The following is a 22,085-nucleotide window of genomic DNA, read 5'->3' on the forward strand; positions in this document are numbered from 1 at the left end:
AAACCGTAGCAGCTGTCGAGCCTCGCCAAGGCTCGACAGCTGCTACGGGATACTCGGGCTGATTGCCGGAGTATCCCGCAACTCATCAAACCCTGAACTGATCCATCAGGCCCTGCTGCTGATTCGCCAGGCTGTTCAACGCCTGGCTGACCCGCGCCGATTCATTCGCCTGTTCGGACAACGACTCCGTCACATCCCGAATCGTCGCCACGTTGTTGTTGATCTCCTCGGCCACCGCACTTTGCTCTTCGGCGGCGCTGGCGATCTGCAGGTTCATGTCGCTGATTACCGTTACCGCATCGCCGATCTGGCGCAAGGCGGTCACGGCCTGGCCCACTTGTTCGACGCTGCCCTGGGCCTGGCGATGGCTGTTGCTCATGGAACCGACCACTTCCTGGGTACCGCTTTGCAGTTGCTCGATCACCAGGCGGGTTTCTTCCACCGACTCCTGGGTACGTCGCGCCAGGTTGCGCACTTCATCGGCGACCACCGCAAAACCACGACCGGCTTCACCCGCACGGGCGGCCTCGATAGCGGCGTTCAGTGCCAGCAGGTTGGTCTGCTCGGCGATTGCACGAATCACTTCCAGTACCGAACCGATCTTCTCGCTGTTGGCCGCCAGTCCTTCAACCTGGGCCATCGCGGTGCTCATATCCGCCGCCAGGTGGCCGATGCTGGTGGTGGTGCGGTCGATCACGGTCAAACCTTCACGCGTCGCCTGATCGGCATCGCGGGCAGCCTGGGCGGCTTGCGCGGCACTGCGGGCGACGTCCTGGGCGGTGGCGCTCATCTCGTGGGAGGCGGTGGCCACCTGGTCGACCTGACGGTATTGCTGCTCCATGCCGGCACTGGTTTCAGTGGCGATGGCGGCCGACTGGTCGGCGGTGCCACGGGCGTCCTGCACTGAGCGTTTGACCTGGGCAATGATCGGCTGCAGCTTGTCGAGGAAGCGGTTGAACCAGCCGGCCAATTCGCCGAGTTCGTCGTGTTTGTCGTAGGCCAGGCGGCGGGTCAGGTCACCTTCGCCACTGGCAATGTCTTCCAGCATGCGTGCCACGCCGAGGATCGGCCGGGTCACGCTGCGGGCCATCAGCCACACCAGCAACAGGCCGACGATTGCTGCCAGCAGGCCCAGGCTCAGTTCCAGCAGAGTGCCCTTGGCGTTATCGGCGTCCAGTTTGGACTTCAGGGCTTCAGCCGGAGCCACCAGGACTTTTTCCGGAACATCCAGCAACACGCCCCACGGCTTGCCATCGGGGATCGGCTGGAACGGCGCGAGCACCTTGAGTTGGTGGTCGGTGCGCACGCTGCGGGTCTGGGTGCTGGTGGAAAGCGAACTGATCAATTGCGCGCCGTTGGCGGTGTCGACGGCATCCAGGCGCTGGCTGAGTTTGCCGGCGTCCGGGCTGTAGCCAGCCAGCAGGCCCACCGGGCTGATGATGCTGACGCTGGTCTGGCCGTCGTAGAGTTTCTGGCTGGCGCCCTGGCTGACGGCTTGCAGGCTGTTGAGGTTGATGTCCACCGACAGCGAGGCGATGACTTTGCCGTTGACCATCAGCGGGAAGACGATGCTGGTCATCAGCACCTTTTGCCCATCGATCACATAGAAGTACGGCTCGATCACGCAGGGCTTGAGTGTGGTGCGCGGGCAGGTGAACCAGGCGTTGGCTTTTTCGCCGCTGGGTCCGACGCTGGTGTCGGACATGTCGCTTTCGGGCAGCGACATTGAAGTCAGCTTGCCCGCAGTCGGCTGGGACCAGTACAGCGCAAAGCGGCCCTTGTCGTTGCTGCCCAGCTCTTGCTGGTTGGCGAACAATTCGTCCTTGCCATCCAGTGCGTTGGCCTCGAATACCAGGGACAGGCCCAGCAGGTCAGGGTTGGCCTGCAGCGCGGCCTTGACCTGCCGGGTCAGGTCTTCGCGCAGGTCGAAGGCATCCAGGAAGCGTTTCTCGGCCTGTTCGCGCAGGAACAACACCTGCCGGGAAAAACCGTGGCCGTATTGATAGGCGTCCATGAACTGCTGGCGAATGCCCAAGGCCTGGACCTCACCCTGGGCTTCGATGCGCGCCTGGGCGGCTTCGTCGAGCATTTCCATACTGGAAGCCTTGACCAGGTCGGAGCTCTGCGCCATGCGGTACAGCGAGAGACCTACCAGCAAGGTCACGATGCCCAGCAGGCAAAGACCGGCCAGCAGGGTAATTTTCCATTGAATGGACAGCTGTCTGAGCGACATGGAGCCTTCCTTAACCTTTCGATACGACAGAGACGATCTGCCTGTATCGGCCGCTCGGAAATTTTCTTTATTCAAACGATCAATTTAAAGCTGTTTGTGTGGCGAGGGGGCTTGTCCCCCGTTGGGCTGCGTAGCGGCCCCAAAAAAAGCGGGAGCGCTGCGCACTCCAACGGGGGACAAGCCCCCTCGCCACAGGACAAGCCCCCTCGCCACAGACAAATCCCCTAACCACTGACAAACCTTCTCCCCACTTTTTTGACAAGGCAGGCCGGGTGCTGCAAAGTGCGCGCCCTCTAATAAAACTCCCTTAAAACCTGGTTTGCGGCAGCCGTTCCCGACAGCAGCCCGGGCAGGTGCGTGCTTTTTTCATGTTTTCTGTCTTGAGGTAACGATGATTAATGCAGTAATCGCCGCGGTCGGCACCATGCTGGTGCTCAGCTTGTCCCGCGTGCATGTGGTGATCGCGATCATTGTCGGCGCCCTGGTGGGTGGCCTGACCGGCGGCCTGGGTATCGACGCGACGCTCAAGGCGTTCAACAGCGGCCTGGGTGGCGGTGCGACGGTGGCGTTGTCCTACGCGCTGCTCGGCGCGTTCGCCGTGGCGATTGCCAAATCCGGCCTGGCTCATGCGCTGGCCGATAAAGCCCTGCTGCTGGTGGATCGCCAGGAAGCCACGGGCGGCAGTCACGTCAAATGGCTGCTGATCGGTCTGCTCTGGGTGGTGGCCATCGCCTCGCAGAACATCCTGCCGATCCACATCGCGTTTATCCCGCTGCTGGTACCGCCGCTTTTATACGTGCTGACCAAACTGCAGCTGGACCGCCGTCTCATCGCCTGCGTCATGACCTTCGGCCTGATCACGCCCTACATGTTTCTGCCGGTGGGCTTCGGCAACATCTTCCTGAATCAGATCCTGCTGGCCAACGTGGCCAAGAGCGGTGTCGACATCAGCCAGGTCAACGTCACCCATGCCATGGGCCTACCGGCGCTGGGCATGGTGGTCGGTTTGCTGGTGGCGGTGTTTGTCAGCTACCGCAAGAAGCGTGTGTACGACCTGGAGAAGATCGAGCGAGTCGAGCAGGTGGCGGTGCACTACAACCCGCTGACCCTGCTGGTGGCCGGCCTGGCGATTGCGGCGGCGTTCATTATCCAGCTGTGGCTGGACTCGATGATCATTGGCGCCCTGGCCGGGTTCCTGATCTTTTCGGTGTCGGGCATCGTGCGCTGGCGCGACACCGATGACCTGTTCACCGAAGGCATGAAGATGATGGCGATGATCGGCTTCATCATGATCGCCTCGTCAGGCTTTGCCGAAGTGCTCAAGGCCACCGGTGAAGTGCAGACACTCGTGCAAGCCTCCGCGGCGTTTATCGGCCATAGCCGCGGTGTGGGCGCGCTGCTGATGCTGCTGGTGGGCTTGCTGGTGACCATGGGCATCGGCTCGTCGTTTTCCACGGTGCCGATCCTGGCGGCGATCTTTGTGCCGCTGTGCGTGCAGCTGGGCTTCAGCCCGCTGGCGATCGTGTGCATCGTCGGCACGGCCGGGGCATTGGGTGATGCCGGTTCGCCTGCGTCGGACTCCACCCTGGGCCCGACTTCCGGTTTGAACATCGATGGCCAGCACCACCATATCTGGGACACCGTGGTGCCGACCTTCCTGCACTACAACATTCCGCTGCTGGCGTTTGGCTGGTTTGCCGCGATGACGCTCTGACGGGATTGTCCTACAGATTTATTGTAACTAGCCGTTAACCTCTTGAGTTGTCCCTCAAGAGAGAAGAGCCATGCGTCTGAGTCTAAAGGCCAAAGTACTGTCCCTTGCTGTCCTGCCCGTGTTGTTGTTTGCCGTGATCATCAGCCTGACCACGGTCTGGATCCTCCGGGAGCAGGCCCGTAACGAGGTTGAAGAAACCCGTCAGAACCTGCTCAACGACGCCAAGACCACCTTGCGCGGTTACGTCGAGGTGGCCATGACCACCATCAAGCCGCTGTACGACGCTGCCGCCCAAGGCGATACGGCCGCACGGGCGCAAGTGGTCAAGCTGCTGTCCAACATCAGCTATGGCAAGGACGGTTATTTCTTCGGCTACGACTCCGAGACCATTCGCCTGTTCAAGGGCAACAGCCCGGACGGCGTCGGCAAAAGCTTCAAGGACAACCGCGACCCGAACGGCGTCTACGTCAACCGCGACCTGGTGAAAGTCGGCAAGGACGGCACCCACTACCTGCAATACAGCTCGACGCAGCCCGGCCAGACCGAGCTGGTGCCCAAGCTTGGCTACACCGAATACTTGCCCAAGTGGGACATGGTGATCGGTACCTCGGTGAACCTGGATGGCATCGACGCCCAGGTTGCCGAGGTTCAGGCCAAGGTGGAGAAACGCATGGAAGGCGTGGTGCTGAGCATCATCGGCATTGCCGTGGTGGTGCTGTTGGTGATTGCCGCCGTGGGCATGCTGGTGGCCAATACCATCCTGCGGCCGTTGCACCTGATGAAGATCAACCTCGACGACATCGCCGCCGGTGAGGGTGACCTGACCCGCCGCCTGGCCATCACCAGCCAGGACGAGCTTGGCGAACTGGCAGGCTCTTTCAACCGCTTTGTCGACAAGATCCACAGCCTGGTACGCCAGATCACCGAGATGACCTCCCAGCTTACCGGCCTGGTGAGCCAGGTCGCCGAGCAAGCCAACCGCTCGGAAAAGGCCATGGAGCGCCAGCGTCACGAGACCGACCAGGTGGCTACCGCGATCAACGAAATGTCCTCCGCGGCCCATGAAGTGGCGCGCAGTGCCCAAGGCGCAGCCGTCGCTGCGCAGCAAACCGACGCCGAAGGCCAGGCCGCGAAAAAAGTCGTGGATGGCAGCATCGCGCAGATTCACGCGCTGGTGAACGACATCCGCAGCAGCGGCGTGTCCCTGGACAGCTTGCAGCAGGATGTGTCGTCGATTGTCAGCGTGCTTGGCGTGATCCGCTCGATTGCCGAGCAGACCAACTTGCTCGCCCTCAACGCCGCCATTGAAGCCGCGCGGGCAGGGGAGGCAGGCCGTGGGTTTGCCGTGGTCGCCGACGAAGTACGGGCGCTGGCCAGCCGCACCCAGCAAAGCACCCAGGAAATCCAGGGCATGATCGACCGCCTGCAAAAAGGCACCGAGGCCGCCGTGGAATCCATGCGCCGCTCCAGCGATGCCGGCGACGGCACGTCCGCCCAGGCCAACGAAGCCGGAGCGTCCCTGGACACCATGGCGCAACTGATCGGCACCATCAACTCGATGAACGCGCAGATCGCCAGCGCGGCGGAAGAACAAACCGCCGTGGCCGAAGAGATCAACCGCAGCGTGCATCAGATCGCGGTGGCGGTTGACAGCGTGGCCGATGAAACCCAACAGGGTGCCGAGACCTCTCGCAGCCTGGCGGACCTGGGGCAGCGGTTGGGTCAGTTGGTGGGGCAGTTCAGGATTTGATTGCAGGCTTGAGCCATCGGCAACGTCCCGTTGCCGACGGGCTTGGCTGGATTGATCGATCAGGTCAACAGCGCCAAACGTTCCACCGTCTCCGGAAACTTCGACACCAGCCGAATCAAGGTTGCCGCCTGAGCATTGGGTGTGGCCCGGCCTTGCTCCCAATTTTCCAGGGTCCGGGTGTTGGTGCGCAGGTACATCGCAAACACCGAGCGCGACAGATTGAGTTGTTGACGCACAGCGACTACTTCGTCGGCAGTGAGCGGTGCCAGCTTGCTCAACTGCACCTTGTGGCTGCGCAGCGTTACCTTGCCTTCTCGTTCATCTGCCAGCGCGTCGAAGCCTTCGACCAGTTCGGAAAAGATGTCACGTTTCATAAGATTTTCTCGCTTTGATTTCCCTGTCCAGCAGGTGTTTGAGCGCCGTTTTGTGTTGAGCGCTCAGGTCGTCCTGTTCGTGTTTGCCATAAAGGGTGAACAGCCAGAACTGCGTACCGCCCGACCACCAGTAATAGATGACTCGCAGGCCACCCCGTTTGCCCTTGTTGCGTCGCTCGTCGACAAAGCGCACCTTGCGTAACCCGCCGGTTCCCTCTATCACGTTGCCCGCTTGCGGGTTTCTCATCAACTCTTGTTGAAAGCCGTGAAATAACTCATCACTCAGATAATCCCTGCGGTGCCGCTCAAAGGCTGGCAATTCGATAAATAGAGCATCCATGTTCTGTACGTAGCCTGCGTATAGTTTGGTGGCCCATCTGCGGTGGGTCAAGTGACCCTGCTGTGGGATGTTTCCTAAAACGCAACCACGATACGAGCGACCCAGGCAGGGTGATGCCGGAAGGGGAGGCATCTCGACGAGGAAAATTCCCTTTGTGTGTCAGACAACAAATTAATACGCCAGAAACGCAAAACGGCGCCCGAAGGCGCCGTTTTGCTTGCTGCGTTTAACTAAGCGATCAACCCGCCATCACCGCATGCTGCACCAGGGTGAGCAACGGTTGTGGGTACACACCCAGGAAGAACGCCAGCAGGGCGATTGCCAGCAGCATCACGCCGCCTGCTTTCTGTTCCCAGTGCAACTCGGCGTCCACACGGCGCAGGTTTGGCTCGATCAGGTACAAGGTCACCATCACGCGCAGGTAGTAGAAAACGCCGATGGCGCTGCCCAGTACCAGGGAAGCAACCAACCACCATTCGTGCGCTTCAACACCGGTGGCCACGATGTAGAACTTGCCGATGAAGCCCGCAGTCAGCGGGATACCCGCCAGGGACAGCATCATCACGGTCAGTACGGCGGTCAGGTACGGACGGCGCCAGAACAGGCCGCGGTATTCGTACAGGGCGTCGGCGTCGCGGCCTTTGTAAGGCGAGGACATCAGCGTGATCACACCGAATGCACCCAGGCTTGTGATCACGTAGGTGACCAGGTACACGCCGATGGCTTCCATCGCCAGGCCCTTGCTCGCCACCAGGGCGATCAGCAGGTAACCGAAGTGCGCGATGGACGAATAACCCAGCAGACGCTTGAGGTTGTTCTGGGTCAGCGCCAGCAGGTTACCGAACAGGATCGAGGCGATGGCGATGATGGTCAGCACGTTGCTGAGTACACCGGTGTTGGCCGCAGGAGAGATCTGGAACAGACGCACCATCACGGCAAACACGGCGACTTTCGACGCGGTAGCCAGGAAAGCAGCCACCGGCGCCGGGGCGCCTTCGTACACGTCCGGGGTCCACAGGTGGAACGGCACCAGCGACAGCTTGAACGCCAGGCCGATCAGCATCATGGCCAGGCCCAGTTGGGCAATTGGCGCAGGGCTGCCGGAGGCTGCCAGGGCGTGACCGATACCGCTGAAGCTCAGGCTGCCGGCTTCTGCGTAGAGCAGGGCCATACCGAACAACAGGAATGCCGAACCGGCAGCCGACAGCACCATGTACTTGATGCCGGCTTCCAGGGAGCGCTTGTTGAAGAAGGCATACGCCACCAGGCCGTAGACCGGGATCGACAGCAGTTCCAGGCCGATGAACAAGCCGGCCAGGTGCTGCGCGCTGACCAGCACGATACCACCGGCCGCAGCCAGCAGGATCAGCAGGTACAGCTCTTCGCGGTTGCCCGGGTAGCCGGTGCCGCCTTCGCCGAGGTAGGCGTGGGCGAGCGTGACGCAGGCCAGGGTGGCAACCAGGATCAGCGCGATATACAGCAGCGCGAAGTCATCGACCATCATCAGCGGGGTCACGGCCAGTGGCGCGACCTTGAGTGCCGGGATAATCGACAGCAGGGCCAGGTTCAAGCCCGCACAGGACAGCAGGAACGTTTGCGAGTGATTGCGGCGCCAGGCGATCGCCAGCATCACCACCACGATGGTGAGGCTGGTGATCAGCAGCGGCGCAAGCGCGATAAAGTGTTGGATCGTGAATTCCATAGCGCTCTTACCGGGCCGAAGCGAGTTGAGAGAAGGCGGTGCCGAACCACTGCTGCACGCCATGCATCGTTGCGGCAGAAGTATCCAGGAACGGTTGCGGGTACACGCCGATAAACACCAGCAGTACCGCAAGGCCGAGCACCATGATCAGTTCGCGACCGTCCATGCCGTGCAACACGGTGTCGGACTTGGCCGGACCGAAGTATGCGCGGTGGATCATGATCAGCGAGTAGACCGAACCGAACACCAGGCCAGACGTAGCGATCGCACTGACCCACGGCGTATGCACGAAGGCACCCATCAGGATCAGGAACTCGCCGATGAAGTTGCCGGTACCCGGCAAGCCCAGGGATGCGGCGGCGAAGAACAGGCTGATGGCCGGCAGGTAGGCGATACGTGACCACACGCCACCCATCTCGCGCATGTCACGAGTGTGCAGGCGCTCGTACAGTTGGCCGCTGAGGATAAACAGTGCCGCAGCCGACACACCGTGAGCCAGCATCTGGATCACTGCGCCTTGCAGCGCCAGTTGGCTGCCGGAGTAGATGCCGATCAGTACGAAGCCCATGTGGGAAACGGACGAGAAGGCAATCAGACGCTTGATGTCGGTTTGGGCGAAGGCCAGGAACGCACCGTAGAAGATCCCGATCAGACCAAGGGTCATGGCGATCGGCGCGAACTCGGCCGAGGCATTCGGGAACAGCGGCAGGGCGAAACGCAGCAGGCCGTAGGCCGCCGTCTTCAAGAGGATACCGGCCAGGTCGACGGAACCCGCAGTCGGCGCCTGGGCGTGAGCGTCAGGCAACCAGGAGTGGAACGGCACCACCGGCAGCTTCACCGCGAACGCGATGAAGAAGCCCAGCATCAGGATGTACTCGGTGGTCAGGGACATCTTGGTTTTCAACAGGTCGGCGTAGTTGAACGTGATCACGCCCGTGCTGTTGAAGTTGACCAGTACCAGGCCCAGGATCGCCACCAACATGATCAGGCCGGAAGCCTGGGTGAAGATGAAGAACTTGGTCGCCGCGTAGATCCGGGTTTTCTTGCCGTCCGAAGAACTGTGACCCCAGAGCGCGATGAGGAAGTACATCGGCACCAGCATCATTTCCCAGAAGAAGAAGAACATGAACAGGTCGAGGGCGAGGAACACGCCGACAACGCCGCCCAGGATCCACATCAGGTTCAGGTGGAAGAAGCCCACGTGACGCTGGATCTCTTTCCAGGAGCAGAGTACCGAGAGGATACCCAGCAGGCCGGTCAGCAGGATCATCAACAGCGACAGGCCGTCGAGGGCCAGGTGCACGTTGATGCCGAAGCGCTGGATCCACACGTGCTTGAATTCAAGCGCGAAGGTGGGATCGACACCCGGTGCCGGAGCAAATGAATAGTCACCGTGGGCCCACAGCCAGAGGCCGAGCGCGAGTTCCAGGGACATGGTCAGCAACGCAATCCAGCGGGGGAGGGTGGCGCCGAAGCGTTCACCCATCCAGCAGAGCAGGCCGCCGATAAAGGGGATCAGGATTAGCCAGGGCAGAATCATGACGGGCTCGTTTCCTTTCGCAAGTTCGCAAAGTTCGCAATGTGCATAGTCAGACCGCGACCACGATGATGGCGCCGATTACCAGGACGGCACCGGCCGCCATGGAAGCTGCATACCAGCGCAATTGGCCGGTCTCGCTGCGGCTCAGGGCGGTGTGACCGGCCTTGGCGGCACGCGGGATCAAACCGATGGTCTGGTCGAGCGGGTCTTTGCGCAGTACGTGGCTGATCGCAAGGTACGGCTTGACGAACAGTTTGTCGTAGATCCAGTCGAAGCCCCAGGCAGCGAACCACCAGGCCGAAAGGAAGCGGCCAATGCCACTGTTGGCGATGGCGGTGACGAAGCGGCGCTTGCCGAGGAACAGCAGGGCCGCCAGCAGGATACCCGCGATGGCGATGGCGCCCGAGGCGATTTCCAGGCTGTGCTTGGCTGCACCACCGGCATGGCCGGCGCTTTCCGGCAGAACACCGGCCAGTGGCGGGGTGATCATGGCGCCGACGAAGGTCGACAGGATGATCAGCACCGACAGTGGCAGCCAGTGGGAAATGCCATGGCCTGCGTGGGCTTCAGTCTTGGCTTCACCGTGGAACGTGATGAAGATCAGGCGGAAGGTGTACAGCGAGGTCATGAACGCACCTACCAGGCCGGCGTACAGCAGGCCGTGGTTACCGCTGGCAAAGGCTTCCCAGAGGATTTCGTCTTTCGAGTAGAAACCTGCGGTCACCAGTGGCAGGGCCGACAAGGCCGCGCCGCCGACGATGAAGCTGGCGTAGGCCAACGGCAGTTTCTTCCACAGGCCGCCCATCTTGAAGATGTTCTGCTCGTGGTGGCAGGCAACGATCACCGCACCGGAAGCAAGGAACAGCAGGGCCTTGAAGAAGGCGTGGGTCATCAGGTGGAAGATCGCGCCGTCCCAGGCGCCAACGCCCAGGGCCAGGAACATGTAGCCGATCTGGCTCATGGTCGAGTAGGCGAGGATACGCTTGATGTCGGTCTGAACCAGGGCAGCAAAACCTGCCAGTACCAGGGTCACGCCACCCACCAGGCCCACCAGATGCAGAATCTCCGGTGCCAGGGTGAACAGGCCGTGGGTACGGGCAATCAGGTAGACACCGGCGGTTACCATGGTCGCGGCGTGGATCAGTGCCGAAACCGGGGTAGGACCGGCCATCGCATCCGCCAGCCAGGTTTGCAGCGGCAGTTGCGCGGATTTACCGACAGCGCCACCCAGCAGCATCAGGGTCGCCAGGGTGATCCAGAAGTCGCCGACCTGGAATTTCTGCGGTGCCAGCACCAGCAGTTCCTGGATGTTCAGCGTGCCCACCTGTTGGAACAGGATGAACAGGCCGATGGCCATGAACACGTCACCGATCCGGGTCACGATAAAGGCTTTGAGTGCGGCGTTACCGTTGTTGCGGTTGCTGTAGTAGAAACCGATCAACAGGTACGAGCACAGGCCCACGCCTTCCCAGCCGAAGTACAGGAACAACAGGTTATCGCCCAGCACCAGGAACAGCATGCTGGCGATAAACAGGTTGGTGTAGGCGAAGAAGCGCGAGTAACCGGCTTCACCGCGCATGTACCAGGACGCGAACAGGTGGATCAGGAAGCCCACACCCACCACCACGCCGAGCATGGTGATCGACAAGCCGTCGACGTAGAGGGCGAAGTTGGGCTTGAAGCCCTCCACCGACATCCACTGCCACAACACCAGGGTGTAGTGACCGCCTTCAGGCGGTGCGACGTTGAATTGCCAGATGACGTAGGCGGCGACAATCGCCGACAGGCCAATGGAACCCACACCGACCAGGGCCGAGAGGTTTTCCGACCAGCGTCCACGGGAGAACGACAGCAGCAGGAAACCGATCAGGGGAAATACGAAAGTCAGAAAGATCATGTTCATCCGCGCATCTCACTGGCAGCGTCGATATCAAGCGTGTGGAAGCGACGATACAGTTGCAGCAGGATCGCCAGGCCAATACTGGCCTCGGCGGCTGCCAGGCTGATCACCAGGATGAACATCACTTGTCCATCCGGCTGGCCCCAACGGCTACCGGCCACGATGAACGCGAGTGCCGCGGCGTTCATCATGATTTCCAGGCTCATCAACACGAACAGAATGTTGCGGCGAACCATCAGGCCGACCAGGCCAAGGCAGAACAGGATGCCGGCGACCGCCAGACCATGCTCCAAAGGGATAGCAGGCATCGTCATTGCTCCTTGGCTTCGTTGCGGCCCAAGTGGAAGGCGGTGATGGCTGCAGCGAGCAGCAGCATCGAAGCCAGTTCGACCACCAGCAGGTACGGGCCGAACAGGCTGATGCCCACGGCTTTCGCGTCTACGGTGGTGTGGCCGATGGCCTGGCCGCTCTGGTGAGCGAACAGCACATACAGCAGTTCACCCAGCAGCAGGGCTGCCAGGATCACCGGGCCGAGCCAGATGCCGGGCTTGAGCCAGACGCGTTCCTGGGCGACAGACGCCGGCCCCAGGTTGAGCATCATCACCACAAACACGAACAGCACCATGATGGCGCCGGCGTAGGCGATCACTTCCAGCACACCGGCGAACGGTGCGCCGAGGCTGAAGAAGGTCATGGCCACGGCGATCAGCGAAATGATCAGGTAGAGCAGGGCGTGCACAGGGTTAGTGTTGGTGATCACGCGAAGCGTGGACACCACTGCAATACCCGATGCGAAATAGAAAGCGAATTCCATCTTTCTTCCTTAAGGCAGCAAGCTCTTCACGTTGATCGGCTCGGCTTCGTTTTGTGCGGCGCCTTTCGGCTTACCGGCAACGGCCATACCTGCAACACGATAGAAGTTGTAATCAGGGTTTTTACCGGGACCAGAGATCAGCAGATCTTCTTTCTCGTACACCAGGTCCTGACGTTTGAACTCGGCCATCTCGAAATCCGGTGTCAGCTGGATCGCGGTGGTCGGGCAAGCTTCCTCGCAGAGGCCGCAGAAAATGCAGCGCGAGAAGTTGATGCGGAAGAAGTCCGGGTACCAGCGACCGTCTTCGGTTTCAGCTTTCTGCAGCGAGATGCAACCCACCGGGCACGCCACGGCGCACAGGTTGCAGGCCACGCAGCGCTCTTCGCCGTCGGGGTCGCGGGTCAGGACAATGCGGCCGCGATAACGCGGCGGCAGGTACACCGCTTCTTCCGGGTATTGCAGGGTGTCGCGTTTGCGAAAGCCGTGACCGAACACCATCACCAGGCTTCGCAACTGGGTACCGGTACCCTTAACGATGTCGCCAATATATTTGAACATGGGTCAAATCCTCACTGAACCGCGCCCGCTGGCGTGTTCAACAACACAACGGCAGCAGTCACCAGCAAATTGATCAGGGTCAGCGGCAGGCAGAATCGCCAGCTGAAATCCATCACCTGGTCATACCGTGGACGCGGGATGGAAGCGCGCAGCAGGATGAACAGCATGATGAAGAACGCGGTCTTCAGGAAGAACCAGAAGAACGCCAGCTGCGGCAGGATGCCGAACGGACCGTGCCAGCCGCCGAAGAACAGCGTGACCAGCAGGGCCGAGATCAAGATGATGCCGATGTATTCACCAACGAAGAACATGCCCCATTTCATGCCGGCGTATTCAATGTGGTAACCGTCGGCCAGTTCCTGTTCCGCTTCCGGCTGGTCGAACGGGTGACGGTGAGTCACGGCGACGCCAGCGATGAAGAACGTACAGAAGCCGAAGAACTGCGGAATGATGAACCACAGGTTCTGCGCCTGGTACTCGACGATGTCGCGCATGTTGAACGAGCCCACCTGTACCACGATGCCCATCAGCGCGAGGCCCATGAACACTTCGTAGGACACGGTCTGGGCCGAAGCCCGCAAGCTGCCCAGCAGGGCGAACTTGTTGTTGCTCGACCAACCGGCGAACAGCACCGCGTAGACCGACAGGCCGGCCATGGCGAAGAAGAACAGCAAGCCGATGTTCAGGTCCGCCACGCCCCAGGTCGGGGTGATCGGGATGATTGCGAAGGCAATCAGCAAGGCGCTCATGGCCACGACCGGTGCCAGGGTGAAGATCACCTTGTCGGCAAACGGCGGGGTCCAGTCTTCCTTGAAGAACATTTTCAGCATGTCGGCGGCGATCTGGAACATACCAAACGGGCCAACGCGGTTCGGACCGTAACGGTCCTGCCACCAGCCCAGCAGGCGACGTTCGACGAAGCTGAGCAGGGCGCCCGCCACGACCACGGCCAACAGGATCACGATGGCCTTGACCACCGCGATGATCACGTCGATCACTTCAGGGGTGAACCAGGTCATTGAGCTGCCTCCTGCAGACCGTCAACGGTAAGGCCGAAGATCGCCGGAGGAATCCCCGCGAGGCCTTTTGGCAATGCAACCAGGCCAGCACCCAACTCTTCGTCGATGCGCAGCGGCAGACGCAGGGTCTTGCCGGCGACGTTCACGCTGAGCAGGGCACCGTCGTTGACGCCCAGGCGGTCGGCTTCGGACTTGGCTACGGACACGTAGGCGGCTGGAATGCGCTCTTGTACCGGCGCGGCTTTGGAAGAAGTCTCTTCGCTGCCGAACAGGTGGAAGAACGGCACAACCTGCCAGGTACCCTGGGCCGGGTTGAACGGACGCGGAACACTGGTGAACCAGTTCAGCGAGTCGCCGGTGCTTTCGATCAGGCGGGTGCCCGGGTCGCCAGCGCGGATGTGACCACCGACTTCGTCCTGGAACTTGTTCCAGGCTTGCGGCGAGTTCCAGCCCGGCGACCAGGCAAATGGCACCTGCTGACGTGGCTCGACCGAACCCGAGTAACCTTCCATGGAGAAGGCGAACGCGGTGTCGATGTCTTGTGGCGTACGTGGCTCATGCACGCTGATGTCAGCACGCATGGCGGTACGGCCGGAGTAACGCAGCGGTTCACGGGCGAGTTTCATGCCCTTGATGCGGAACGCGGCAGACGGTGCAGCGTCGACGATGCGTGCCAGTTGCGGTGCGGCGGCAGCGGCGGCAGCGGTCACGTGGTCGAGCTGGGTCCAGTCGATCGGCTGGTTCAGCAGGGTAGCGCGCAGGGCATGCAGCCAGCGCCAGCCTTCGTGAACCAGGATGCTGGCGTCCATGTACTTCGGATCGAACACCTGGAAGAAGCGCTGGGCGCGGCCTTCCTGGCTGACCAGGGTACCGTCGCCTTCAGCAAAGCTGGCGGCGGGCAGTACCAGGTGGGCACGGTCGCTGGTGGCGGTTTTCTGGTGGTCGGCAACGATCACCACTTTGGCCGCGTTCAGCGCTGCGTCGACCTTGGCCGAATCAGTGCGGGTGTACAGGTCGTTTTCCAGCACCACGATCGCATCGGCGCTGCCGTCGGTCACGGCTTGCAGGGCGGCGTCCAGGGACTCGCCACCGAGCATGGCCAGGCCGAGGCTGTTGGCTTCCGGCACGATCAGGCTGATGGAACCGTTCTTCTCGCGCAGCTTCAAGGCTTTGGCGATGTTGGCCGCGGCTTCGATCAGCGCCTTGGAACCCAACGAGGTACCGGCAATGATCAATGGACGCTTGGCGGCCAGCAGGGCGTCGGCGATACGCTTGGCCAGTTCAGCGGCTTCAGCGTCCAGGCCTTCTACGGCAGGCGCACTGGCGTCGAGGGCGTGGGCCACGGCGAAACCGATGCGGGCCAGGTCGTCAGGCGCGGCGTGTACGCATTCTTCTGCGATGTCGTCGAGCTTGGTGGCGGTCAGGCTGGCGATAAACAGCGGGTTCAGCGCGTGCTGGCCGATGTTTTTCACCGCAGCGTCGAGCCAAGGCTGGACGCGCATGGCGTCGGCCATGTCTTCGGCCTTGCCTTTTACCGACTGGCGCAGGGACAGGGCCACGCGTGCAGCGGTTTGGGTCAGGTCTTCACCGAGGACGAAGATCGCGTCGTGGTCTTCGATGTCGCGCATGTTCGGAACCGGCAGCGGGCTGTCGTTCAGAACTTGCAGCACCAGGCGGATACGCTCCAGCTCACTGGCTTCGATACCCGAGTAGAAGTGTTCGGCGCCTACCAGCTCGCGCAACGCGTAGTTGCTTTCGAGGCTGGCGCGGGGCGAACCGATACCGACGATGTTGCGACCGCGCAGCAGGTCAGCGGCTTTATCCAGTGCTTCGTCGAGGCTCAACTTGGCGCCGTCGGCCAGCAGTGGCTGACGTGGGCGGTCTTCGCGGTTGACGTAGCCGTAGCCGAAACGGCCACGGTCGCACAGGAAGTACTGGTTGACCGAACCGTTGAAGCGGTTTTCGATCCGACGCAGTTCGCCGTAGCGCTCACCCGGGGAGATGTTGCAACCGCTGGAGCAGCCATGGCAGATGCTCGGCGAGAACTGCATGTCCCACTTGCGGTTGTAGCGCTCGGAGTGAGTCTTGTCGGTGAACACACCGGTCGGGCAGACCTCGGTGAGGTTGCCGGAGAACTCGCTTTCGAGGGTGCCGTCTTCAACGCGACCGAAGTACACGTTGTCGTGGGCGCCGAACACACCGAGGTCGGTGCCGCCGGCGTAGTCCTTATAGAAGCGCACGCAGCGGTAGCAAGCGATGCAGCGGTTCATCTCATGGGAGATGAACGGGCCCAGTTGCTGGTTCTGGTGAGTACGCTTGGTGAAGCGATACCGGCGCTCGTTGTGGCCGGTCATCACGGTCATGTCTTGCAGGTGGCAGTGGCCGCCTTCCTCACACACAGGGCAGTCGTGCGGGTGGTTGGTCATCAGCCATTCGACGACGCTGGCGCGAAACACTTTCGCTTCTTCGTCTTCGATGGAGATCCAGCTGCCGTCGGTGGCAGGGGTCATGCAGGACATCACGATACGACCACGGGTGTCGTTCTCGTCGGTGTACTGCTTGACCGCGCACTGGCGGCAAGCGCCAACGCTGCCAAGGGCGGGGTGCCAGCAGAAATATGGAATGTCGAGGCCTAGCGACAGACACGCCTGTAACAGGTTGTCTGCCCCATCGACTTCGAGCTCTTTGCCGTCTACGTGGATAGTGGCCATGGTTCAAAGTTCTTCGTTGGCCCGGTGTCAGCGGGCGTGGCTAATGGAATCTTGTTATTCATGTGCATCAACACAGCCTTGAAGGCGTCAGCACATGAGAAAGCGAAGGGCACGGACCCTTCGCCTTTTTAAGCGTTACGCGCCGACTACGATCGGCCTTGCCAGAGGCGGGACGGCGGCGCTGGTAGGCGCGATGCCGGCTTCGAACTCCGAGCGGAAGTATTTGATCGCGCTGCCCAATGGCTCCACGGCGCCCGGTGCGTGAGCACAGAAGGTCTTGCCTGGGCCGAGGAAACCGACCAGACCCAGCAGGGTCTCGATGTCGCCCTCGCGGCCTTCGCCGTTTTCCAGGGCCATCAGCAGCTTGACGCTCCATGGCAAACCGTCGCGGCACGGGGTGCAGAAGCCACAGGATTCGCGGGAGAAGAACTGCTCCATGTTGCGCAGCAACGACACCATGTTCACGGTGTTGTCCACGGCCATGGCCAGGCCGGTACCCATACGGGTGCCCACCTTGCCGATGCCGCCGGCGTACATTTGCGCGTCCAGGTGTTCTGGCAACAGGAAGCCGGTACCGGCGCCGCCTGGCTGCCAGGCCTTGAGGGTGTAGCCATCGCGCATGCCGCCGGCGTAGTCCTCGAACAGCTCGCGTGCGGTCACGCCGAAAGGCAGTTCCCACAGGCCCGGGTTCTTGACCTTGCCGGAGAAGCCCATGAGCTTGGTGCCCATGTCTTCGCTGCCTTCGCGGGCCAACGATTTGTACCACTCCACGCCGTCGCCGATGATTGCCGGCACATTGCACAGGGTTTCAACGTTGTTCACGCAGGTCGGCTTGCCCCACACGCCCACGGCGGCAGGGAAGGGCGGCTTGGAACGCGGGTTGGCGCGGCGGCCTTCGAGGGAGTTGATCAGTGCGGTTTCTTCACCGCAGATATAACGCCCGGCGCCGGTGTGCACGAACAGTTCGAAGTCGAAACCCGAACCAAGGATGTTCTTGCCCAGCAGGCCAGCGGCCTTGGCTTCTTCCACGGCACGGTTCAGGTGCTTGGCGGCGGTGGTGTATTCGCCACGCAGGAAGATGTAGCCACGGTAGGTTTTCAACGCGCGGGCACTGATCAGCATGCCTTCGATCAGCAGATGGGGCAGTTGCTCCATCAGCATGCGGTCTTTCCAGGTGTTCGGCTCCATTTCATCCGCGTTGCACAGCAGGTAGCGGATGTTGATGGATTCGTCTTTGGGCATCAGGCCCCACTTGACACCCGTGGGGAAGCCTGCACCGCCGCGGCCCTTAAGGCCTGCGTCTTTCACGGTCTGGACGATGTCGTCCTGGGCCATGTCGGCAAAGGCTTTGCGCGCGGCCGCGTAACCGTTCTTGGCCTGGTACTCGTCAAGCCATACAGGCTCGCCGTCGTCACGCAGGCGCCAGGTCAGCGGGTGAGTCTCGGCCGACCGCTTGATGCGGTTGGCAGGACCGAAGGAAGTCAGGGTCATGGGTAGCCCTCGAGCAATTGGGTGACGCCAGCAGGCTGCACGTCGCCGAATGTGTCGTCGTCGATCATCAACGCCGGCGCCTTGTCACAGTTGCCCAGGCAGCACACCGGCAGCAGCGTGAAGCGCCCGTCCGGAGTGGTTTGGCCCAGGCCGATGCCCAGCTTGCTCTGGATCTCGCTGACCACGGACTCGTGGCCACCGATGTAGCAGACCATGCTGTCGCACACGCGAATGATGTGGCGGCCGACCGGCTGGCGGAAGATCTGGCTGTAGAACGTCGCCACGCCTTCAACGTCGCTGGCGGGGATGCCGAGGATCTCGCCGATGGCGTAGAGGGCGCCGTCCGGCACCCAGCCACGTTCCTTCTGGACGATCTTCAAGGCTTCGATCGACGCCGCGCGCGGGTCTTCGTAGTGATGCAGCTCGTGCTCGATGGCCGAGCGCTCGGTTTCACTCAAGGTGAAACGGTCTGTCTGGATAAGCGTGCTATTCATGCTTAGCGGTCCACGTCGGCCATAACGAAATCGATACTACCCAGGTACGCAATCAAGTCCGCGACCATTTCACCTTTGATCACCGAAGGGATCTGCTGCAGGTGCGGGAAGCTTGGCGTACGAATCCGGGTGCGGTAGCTCATGGTGCCGCCATCGCTCGTCAGGTAATAACTGTTGATACCCTTGGTCGCTTCGATCATCTGGAAGGATTCGTTGGCCGGCATCACCGGGCCCCACGAAACTTGCAGGAAGTGCGTGATCAGGGTTTCGATGTGTTGCAGCGTGCGCTCTTTCGGCGGCGGCGTGGTCAGCGGGTGATCCGCCTTGTACGGGCCTTCCGGCATGTTGCGCATGCACTGTTCGATGATCTTCAGGCTCTGGCGCATTTCTTCGACGCGCACGATGCAGCGGTCGTAGGCATCGCCGTTGGCCGCCAGCGGCACTTCGAATTCGAAGTTCTGGTAGCCGGAGTACGGGCGTGCTTTACGCAGGTCGAAATCGCAACCGGTGGAACGCAGGCCAGCACCGGTGACGCCCCATTCCAGGGCCTCTTTGGTGTTGTACTGGGCGACGCCGATGGTCCGGCCCTTGAGGATGCTGTTGTCCAGGGCGGCTTTCTGGTATTCGTCCAGACGCTTGGGCATCCAGTCTATGAATTCCTTGACCAGGCGTTCCCAGCCACGCGGCAGGTCGTGGGCGACGCCGCCGATGCGGTACCAGGCCGGGTGCAGGCGGAAACCGGTGATGGCTTCGATGACCTTGTACGCACGCTGACGGTCGGTGAAGGTGAAGAACACCGGGGTCATGGCGCCGACGTCCTGGATATAGGTACCCAGGAACAGCAGGTGGCTGGTGATCCGGAAGAACTCGGCCATCATGATGCGGATGGTGTCGACCTTGTCCGGCACCTTGATGCCGGCCAGCTTCTCGACCGAGAGCACGTACGGCAGGTTGTTCATCACGCCGCCGAGGTAGTCGATACGGTCGGTGTACGGGATGAAGCTGTGCCACGACTGACGCTCGGCCATCTTCTCGGCACCACGGTGGTGGTAGCCGATGTCCGGTACGCAGTCGACGATTTCTTCGCCGTCCAGTTGCAGGATGATGCGGAAGGCACCGTGAGCCGAAGGGTGGTTCGGGCCCAGGTTGAGGAACATGTAGTCCTCGTTGGTGCCGGAGCGCTTCATGCCCCAGTCTTCCGGACGGAAGCGCGCAGCCTCTTCTTCAAGCTGTTGCTTGGCGAGGGTCAGGCTGAATGGATCGAATTCGGTGGCGCGGGCAGGGAAGTCCTTGCGCAGCGGGTGACCTTCCCAGGTCGGCGGCATCATGATGCGCGACAGGTGCGGGTGGCCCGGGAAATCGATGCCGAACATGTCCCACACTTCACGCTCGTACCAGTTGGCGTTGGGCCAGATACCGGTCACGGTCGGAACGCTCAGGTCGCTCTCGGAGAGGGCCACCTTGATCATCACGTCGCTGTTACGTTCCAGCGACATCAAGTGGTAGAACACGGTGAAGTCGGCGCCGCTCGGCAGCCCCTGGCGCTTGGTGCGCAGGCGCTCGTCCACGCCATGCAGGTCATAGAGCATGACGTACGGCTTGGGCAGGTTGCGCAGGAAGCTCAGGACTTCGACGAGCCTGGCACGCGCCACCCACAGCACCGGCATGCCGGTGCGTGTGGCCTGGGCGGTGAAGGCGTCAGGGCCAAAACGGTTGTTGAGTTCGACGACCACATCCTGGTCGTCTGCCTTATAAGGCGGGATGTACAGAGCACTGCCTGTAGTCATGGTTTTTTATCGCTTTCGGTCAACGTAAAGAATGAAGCCAGGTTTTCGTTCTATAAAAGAAGCGGTTCTGGATCAGACTTCGTCGGGGCTGCGCAGGTTGGTTACCTGAATACGCTGTTCGCGGCGCTGTTCCTTTTGTGACGGCATCTCGGCGCGGTATACGCCTTGATCTCCGACAACCCAGGAAAGTGGGCGACGCTCCTTGCCAATCGATTCCTGCAACAGCATCAAGCCTTGCAGAAATGCTTCAGGGCGGGGCGGGCAGCCAGGCACGTAGACGTCCACGGGCAGGAACTTGTCCACCCCCTGAACCACGGAGTAGATGTCGTACATGCCACCGGAGTTGGCGCACGAACCCATGGAGATAACCCACTTTGGCTCGAGCATTTGCTCGTAGAGACGCTGAATGATCGGCGCCATCTTGATAAAGCAGGTACCGGCGATAACCATGAAATCCGCCTGACGCGGCGATGCCCGGATAACTTCGGCGCCAAAGCGCGCGATGTCGTGGGGCGCCGTGAAGGCGGTGGTCATTTCCACGTAGCAGCAGGACAGACCGAAGTTGTACGGCCACAGGGAGTTCTTACGTCCCCAGTTGACCGCGCCACTCAGCACGTCTTCCAGCTTGCCCATGTAGATGTTTTTGTGGACTTGGTCTTCTAACGGGTCGGAAACGGTTTCCCGTTCGCCGATTGGGTACTGCTCGTTAGGAGCATCCGGGTCGATCCTGGTGAGATTGTATTGCATCGCCAAAGCCTCATTGTTTCAGCTTCGCTTGCCGCTTGCGACGAGCTTCCGGAGCCCAGTCAAGGGCGCCCACTCGAAATAGGTAGACAAGGCCTGCCAACAGAATTGCTATGAAAACGAGGGCTTCGACGAATCCGGTCCAGCCGCTTTCGCGGACGGACACAGACCAGGCAAAGAGAAAAAGGGCTTCGATGTCGAAGATCACGAAGAGCATCGCGACCAGATAGAATTTGGCTGAGAGCCGCAAGCGGGCGCCACCTGTAGGTAGCATGCCGGACTCGAACGGTTCGTTTTTGCTGCGGCCCCAGGCTTTTGACCCGAGGAGGCTGGAGACGCCAAGCATGAAGGCGCAAAGGCCGACTACACCGAGGAGGAAAATGGCAAAGCCCCAGTTGTGGGCCATGAGTCCTGTCGCTTCGGTCATGCTGGAAATCCTTAACAGAGAGCAAAGGTCTCTGAGCTCGAAAAAGTAACGATGCAGTGACGATATGTCGCAGCGCAATCAATCGCGGTGATTTTATGGCTAAACACCGGGCAAGTAAAATTCCTATAGCGAAATTATTCGTTGGAATAAGGACATAGTGCACCTTCTTGGGGCTGTAGCCCTTGTGCTGCGGGCATTAGCGGGCTTTTCACGAATTGTGTTTTGTTTAACCGGTAAAGAAGTTTTCATGCTCTAAATGATAATGAATATTGTTTGCGTGGGGTTTAAGCGAATGTTTCTCGTGTGGCGGGGGAAGTTGCCGTTACTTGCTAGATTGTCGCTTAGTTGCTGACGGAGATCTTTTAACCGATCTGGTTGATGCAGATACCGCTCTAGATCAATGTTTTGCACAAATTTTCAGAATGCACACATTCCCCTTGTGGGAGCGGGCTTGCTCGCGAATGCAGTGGGTCAGCCAATGAATCTG

General features: G+C 61.0%; 18 protein-coding genes and 1 pseudogene. 3 read left to right on the forward strand and 16 right to left on the reverse strand.

What is annotated here, in order from left to right; translation table 11 throughout:
- Nucleotides 1–85 precede the first annotated feature (85 nt).
- A complete protein-coding gene (locus ACW9I6_RS04865; protein ID WP_134326935.1) occupies nucleotides 86–2,233 on the reverse strand; it encodes a methyl-accepting chemotaxis protein in 2,148 nt (715 codons plus the stop codon).
- 394 nt (nucleotides 2,234–2,627) lie between these two features.
- On the opposite strand from ACW9I6_RS04865, the gene ACW9I6_RS04870 reads away from it, so the two are divergent.
- From ACW9I6_RS04870 to ACW9I6_RS04880, 3 genes and pseudogenes are all read left to right on the forward strand, one after another.
- Entirely contained in the window at nucleotides 2,628–3,947 is a 1,320-nt protein-coding gene (locus tag ACW9I6_RS04870; protein ID WP_161635727.1) for a Na+/H+ antiporter family protein, read from the forward strand.
- 70 nt (nucleotides 3,948–4,017) lie between these two features.
- Nucleotides 4,018–4,839 (forward strand): annotated as a pseudogene (locus ACW9I6_RS04875) (cache domain-containing protein); the annotation flags it as partial.
- Nucleotides 4,840–4,941: 102 nt separating this feature from the next.
- Entirely contained in the window at nucleotides 4,942–5,697 is a 756-nt protein-coding gene (locus ACW9I6_RS04880; RefSeq protein ID WP_371132964.1) for a methyl-accepting chemotaxis protein, read from the forward strand.
- 59 nt (nucleotides 5,698–5,756) lie between these two features.
- Here ACW9I6_RS04880 and ACW9I6_RS04885 read toward each other — a convergent pair whose 3' ends face one another.
- The 15 genes from ACW9I6_RS04885 to ACW9I6_RS04955 form a co-directional block, all read right to left on the reverse strand.
- On the reverse strand, nucleotides 5,757–6,071 hold the full coding sequence (locus ACW9I6_RS04885; RefSeq protein WP_003219555.1) for a helix-turn-helix domain-containing protein: 315 nt from the start codon (nucleotides 6,069–6,071) through the stop codon (nucleotides 5,757–5,759).
- Nucleotides 6,061–6,411 carry a toxin gene (locus tag ACW9I6_RS04890; protein ID WP_032899042.1) on the reverse strand — a complete coding sequence of 117 codons (351 nt, stop codon included), beginning with the start codon at nucleotides 6,409–6,411 and terminating at the stop codon, nucleotides 6,061–6,063. The genes ACW9I6_RS04885 and ACW9I6_RS04890 overlap by 11 nt, the downstream gene beginning before the upstream one ends.
- 238 nt (nucleotides 6,412–6,649) lie before the next feature.
- Nucleotides 6,650–8,113, reverse strand: a complete 1,464-nt coding sequence (gene nuoN, locus ACW9I6_RS04895) for an NADH-quinone oxidoreductase subunit NuoN (RefSeq protein WP_003219557.1) — start codon at nucleotides 8,111–8,113, stop codon at nucleotides 6,650–6,652.
- A gap of 7 nt (nucleotides 8,114–8,120) precedes the next feature.
- On the reverse strand, nucleotides 8,121–9,653 hold the full coding sequence (gene nuoM / locus ACW9I6_RS04900; RefSeq protein WP_003219558.1) for an NADH-quinone oxidoreductase subunit M: 1,533 nt from the start codon (nucleotides 9,651–9,653) through the stop codon (nucleotides 8,121–8,123).
- A gap of 49 nt (nucleotides 9,654–9,702) precedes the next feature.
- Complete coding sequence (gene nuoL, locus ACW9I6_RS04905; protein WP_003219559.1) at nucleotides 9,703–11,556, reverse strand: NADH-quinone oxidoreductase subunit L; 1,854 nt, start codon at nucleotides 11,554–11,556, stop codon at nucleotides 9,703–9,705.
- Nucleotides 11,553–11,861 (reverse strand): NADH-quinone oxidoreductase subunit NuoK, encoded by a 309-nt coding sequence (gene nuoK / locus ACW9I6_RS04910; RefSeq protein WP_003219560.1) that lies wholly within the window; start codon nucleotides 11,859–11,861, stop codon nucleotides 11,553–11,555. Before nuoK ends, nuoL begins: the two co-directional genes overlap by 4 nt.
- A gap of 2 nt (nucleotides 11,862–11,863) precedes the next feature.
- On the reverse strand, nucleotides 11,864–12,367 hold the full coding sequence (gene nuoJ / locus ACW9I6_RS04915) for an NADH-quinone oxidoreductase subunit J (protein WP_003219561.1): 504 nt from the start codon (nucleotides 12,365–12,367) through the stop codon (nucleotides 11,864–11,866).
- A 9-nt stretch (nucleotides 12,368–12,376) separates the two neighbouring features.
- Nucleotides 12,377–12,925, reverse strand: a complete 549-nt coding sequence (gene nuoI / locus ACW9I6_RS04920; RefSeq protein WP_003174725.1) for an NADH-quinone oxidoreductase subunit NuoI — start codon at nucleotides 12,923–12,925, stop codon at nucleotides 12,377–12,379.
- Nucleotides 12,926–12,936: 11 nt separating this feature from the next.
- Complete coding sequence (nuoH, locus tag ACW9I6_RS04925) at nucleotides 12,937–13,944, reverse strand: NADH-quinone oxidoreductase subunit NuoH (RefSeq protein ID WP_003219563.1); 1,008 nt, start codon at nucleotides 13,942–13,944, stop codon at nucleotides 12,937–12,939.
- On the reverse strand, nucleotides 13,941–16,655 hold the full coding sequence (gene nuoG, locus ACW9I6_RS04930; protein ID WP_457338952.1) for an NADH-quinone oxidoreductase subunit NuoG: 2,715 nt from the start codon (nucleotides 16,653–16,655) through the stop codon (nucleotides 13,941–13,943). The genes nuoH and nuoG overlap by 4 nt, the downstream gene beginning before the upstream one ends.
- 135 nt (nucleotides 16,656–16,790) lie before the next feature.
- Nucleotides 16,791–18,146 (reverse strand): NADH-quinone oxidoreductase subunit NuoF, encoded by a 1,356-nt coding sequence (gene nuoF / locus ACW9I6_RS04935; protein ID WP_003219566.1) that lies wholly within the window; start codon nucleotides 18,144–18,146, stop codon nucleotides 16,791–16,793.
- Nucleotides 18,143–18,640, reverse strand: a complete 498-nt coding sequence (nuoE, locus tag ACW9I6_RS04940; RefSeq protein ID WP_003219568.1) for an NADH-quinone oxidoreductase subunit NuoE — start codon at nucleotides 18,638–18,640, stop codon at nucleotides 18,143–18,145. The genes nuoF and nuoE overlap by 4 nt, the downstream gene beginning before the upstream one ends.
- Nucleotides 18,641–18,642: 2 nt before the next feature.
- Nucleotides 18,643–20,427 (reverse strand): NADH-quinone oxidoreductase subunit C/D, encoded by a 1,785-nt coding sequence (gene nuoC / locus ACW9I6_RS04945; protein ID WP_003219570.1) that lies wholly within the window; start codon nucleotides 20,425–20,427, stop codon nucleotides 18,643–18,645.
- A gap of 72 nt (nucleotides 20,428–20,499) precedes the next feature.
- On the reverse strand, nucleotides 20,500–21,174 hold the full coding sequence (locus ACW9I6_RS04950; protein ID WP_003219572.1) for a NuoB/complex I 20 kDa subunit family protein: 675 nt from the start codon (nucleotides 21,172–21,174) through the stop codon (nucleotides 20,500–20,502).
- Nucleotides 21,175–21,184: 10 nt separating this feature from the next.
- Nucleotides 21,185–21,598, reverse strand: coding sequence for an NADH-quinone oxidoreductase subunit A (locus ACW9I6_RS04955; protein WP_003219575.1), 414 nt, complete (start codon nucleotides 21,596–21,598; stop codon nucleotides 21,185–21,187).
- Between the last annotated feature and the right edge of the window lie 487 nt (nucleotides 21,599–22,085).

This window comes from Pseudomonas sp. SDO5522_S412 (genome assembly GCF_054071215.1).

Bases quoted from the DNA above. Each gene is read 5' to 3' on its own strand.
- ACW9I6_RS04955 (WP_003219575.1), bottom strand. From the start codon at position 21,598: ATGACCGAAGCGACAGGACTCATGGCCCACAACTGGGGCTTTGCCATT.
- nuoE (WP_003219568.1), bottom strand. From the start codon at position 18,640: ATGAATAGCACGCTTATCCAGACAGACCGTTTCACCTTGAGTGAAACC.
- nuoJ (WP_003219561.1), bottom strand. From the start codon at position 12,367: ATGGAATTCGCTTTCTATTTCGCATCGGGTATTGCAGTGGTGTCCACG.
- nuoH (WP_003219563.1), bottom strand. From the start codon at position 13,944: ATGACCTGGTTCACCCCTGAAGTGATCGACGTGATCATCGCGGTGGTC.
- nuoI (WP_003174725.1), bottom strand. From the start codon at position 12,925: ATGTTCAAATATATTGGCGACATCGTTAAGGGTACCGGTACCCAGTTG.
- nuoK (WP_003219560.1), bottom strand. From the start codon at position 11,861: ATGCCTGCTATCCCTTTGGAGCATGGTCTGGCGGTCGCCGGCATCCTG.
- nuoG (WP_457338952.1), bottom strand. From the start codon at position 16,655: ATGGCCACTATCCACGTAGACGGCAAAGAGCTCGAAGTCGATGGGGCA.
- nuoN (WP_003219557.1), bottom strand. From the start codon at position 8,113: ATGGAATTCACGATCCAACACTTTATCGCGCTTGCGCCGCTGCTGATC.
- ACW9I6_RS04885 (WP_003219555.1), bottom strand. From the start codon at position 6,071: ATGAAACGTGACATCTTTTCCGAACTGGTCGAAGGCTTCGACGCGCTG.
- nuoC (WP_003219570.1), bottom strand. From the start codon at position 20,427: ATGACTACAGGCAGTGCTCTGTACATCCCGCCTTATAAGGCAGACGAC.
- ACW9I6_RS04890 (WP_032899042.1), bottom strand. From the start codon at position 6,411: ATGGATGCTCTATTTATCGAATTGCCAGCCTTTGAGCGGCACCGCAGG.
- ACW9I6_RS04865 (WP_134326935.1), bottom strand. From the start codon at position 2,233: ATGTCGCTCAGACAGCTGTCCATTCAATGGAAAATTACCCTGCTGGCC.
- nuoM (WP_003219558.1), bottom strand. From the start codon at position 9,653: ATGATTCTGCCCTGGCTAATCCTGATCCCCTTTATCGGCGGCCTGCTC.
- ACW9I6_RS04880 (WP_371132964.1), top strand. From the start codon at position 4,942: ATGGAGCGCCAGCGTCACGAGACCGACCAGGTGGCTACCGCGATCAAC.
- nuoF (WP_003219566.1), bottom strand. From the start codon at position 18,146: ATGACCCTGACTTCCTTCGGTCCTGCCAACCGCATCAAGCGGTCGGCC.
- ACW9I6_RS04950 (WP_003219572.1), bottom strand. From the start codon at position 21,174: ATGCAATACAATCTCACCAGGATCGACCCGGATGCTCCTAACGAGCAG.
- nuoL (WP_003219559.1), bottom strand. From the start codon at position 11,556: ATGAACATGATCTTTCTGACTTTCGTATTTCCCCTGATCGGTTTCCTG.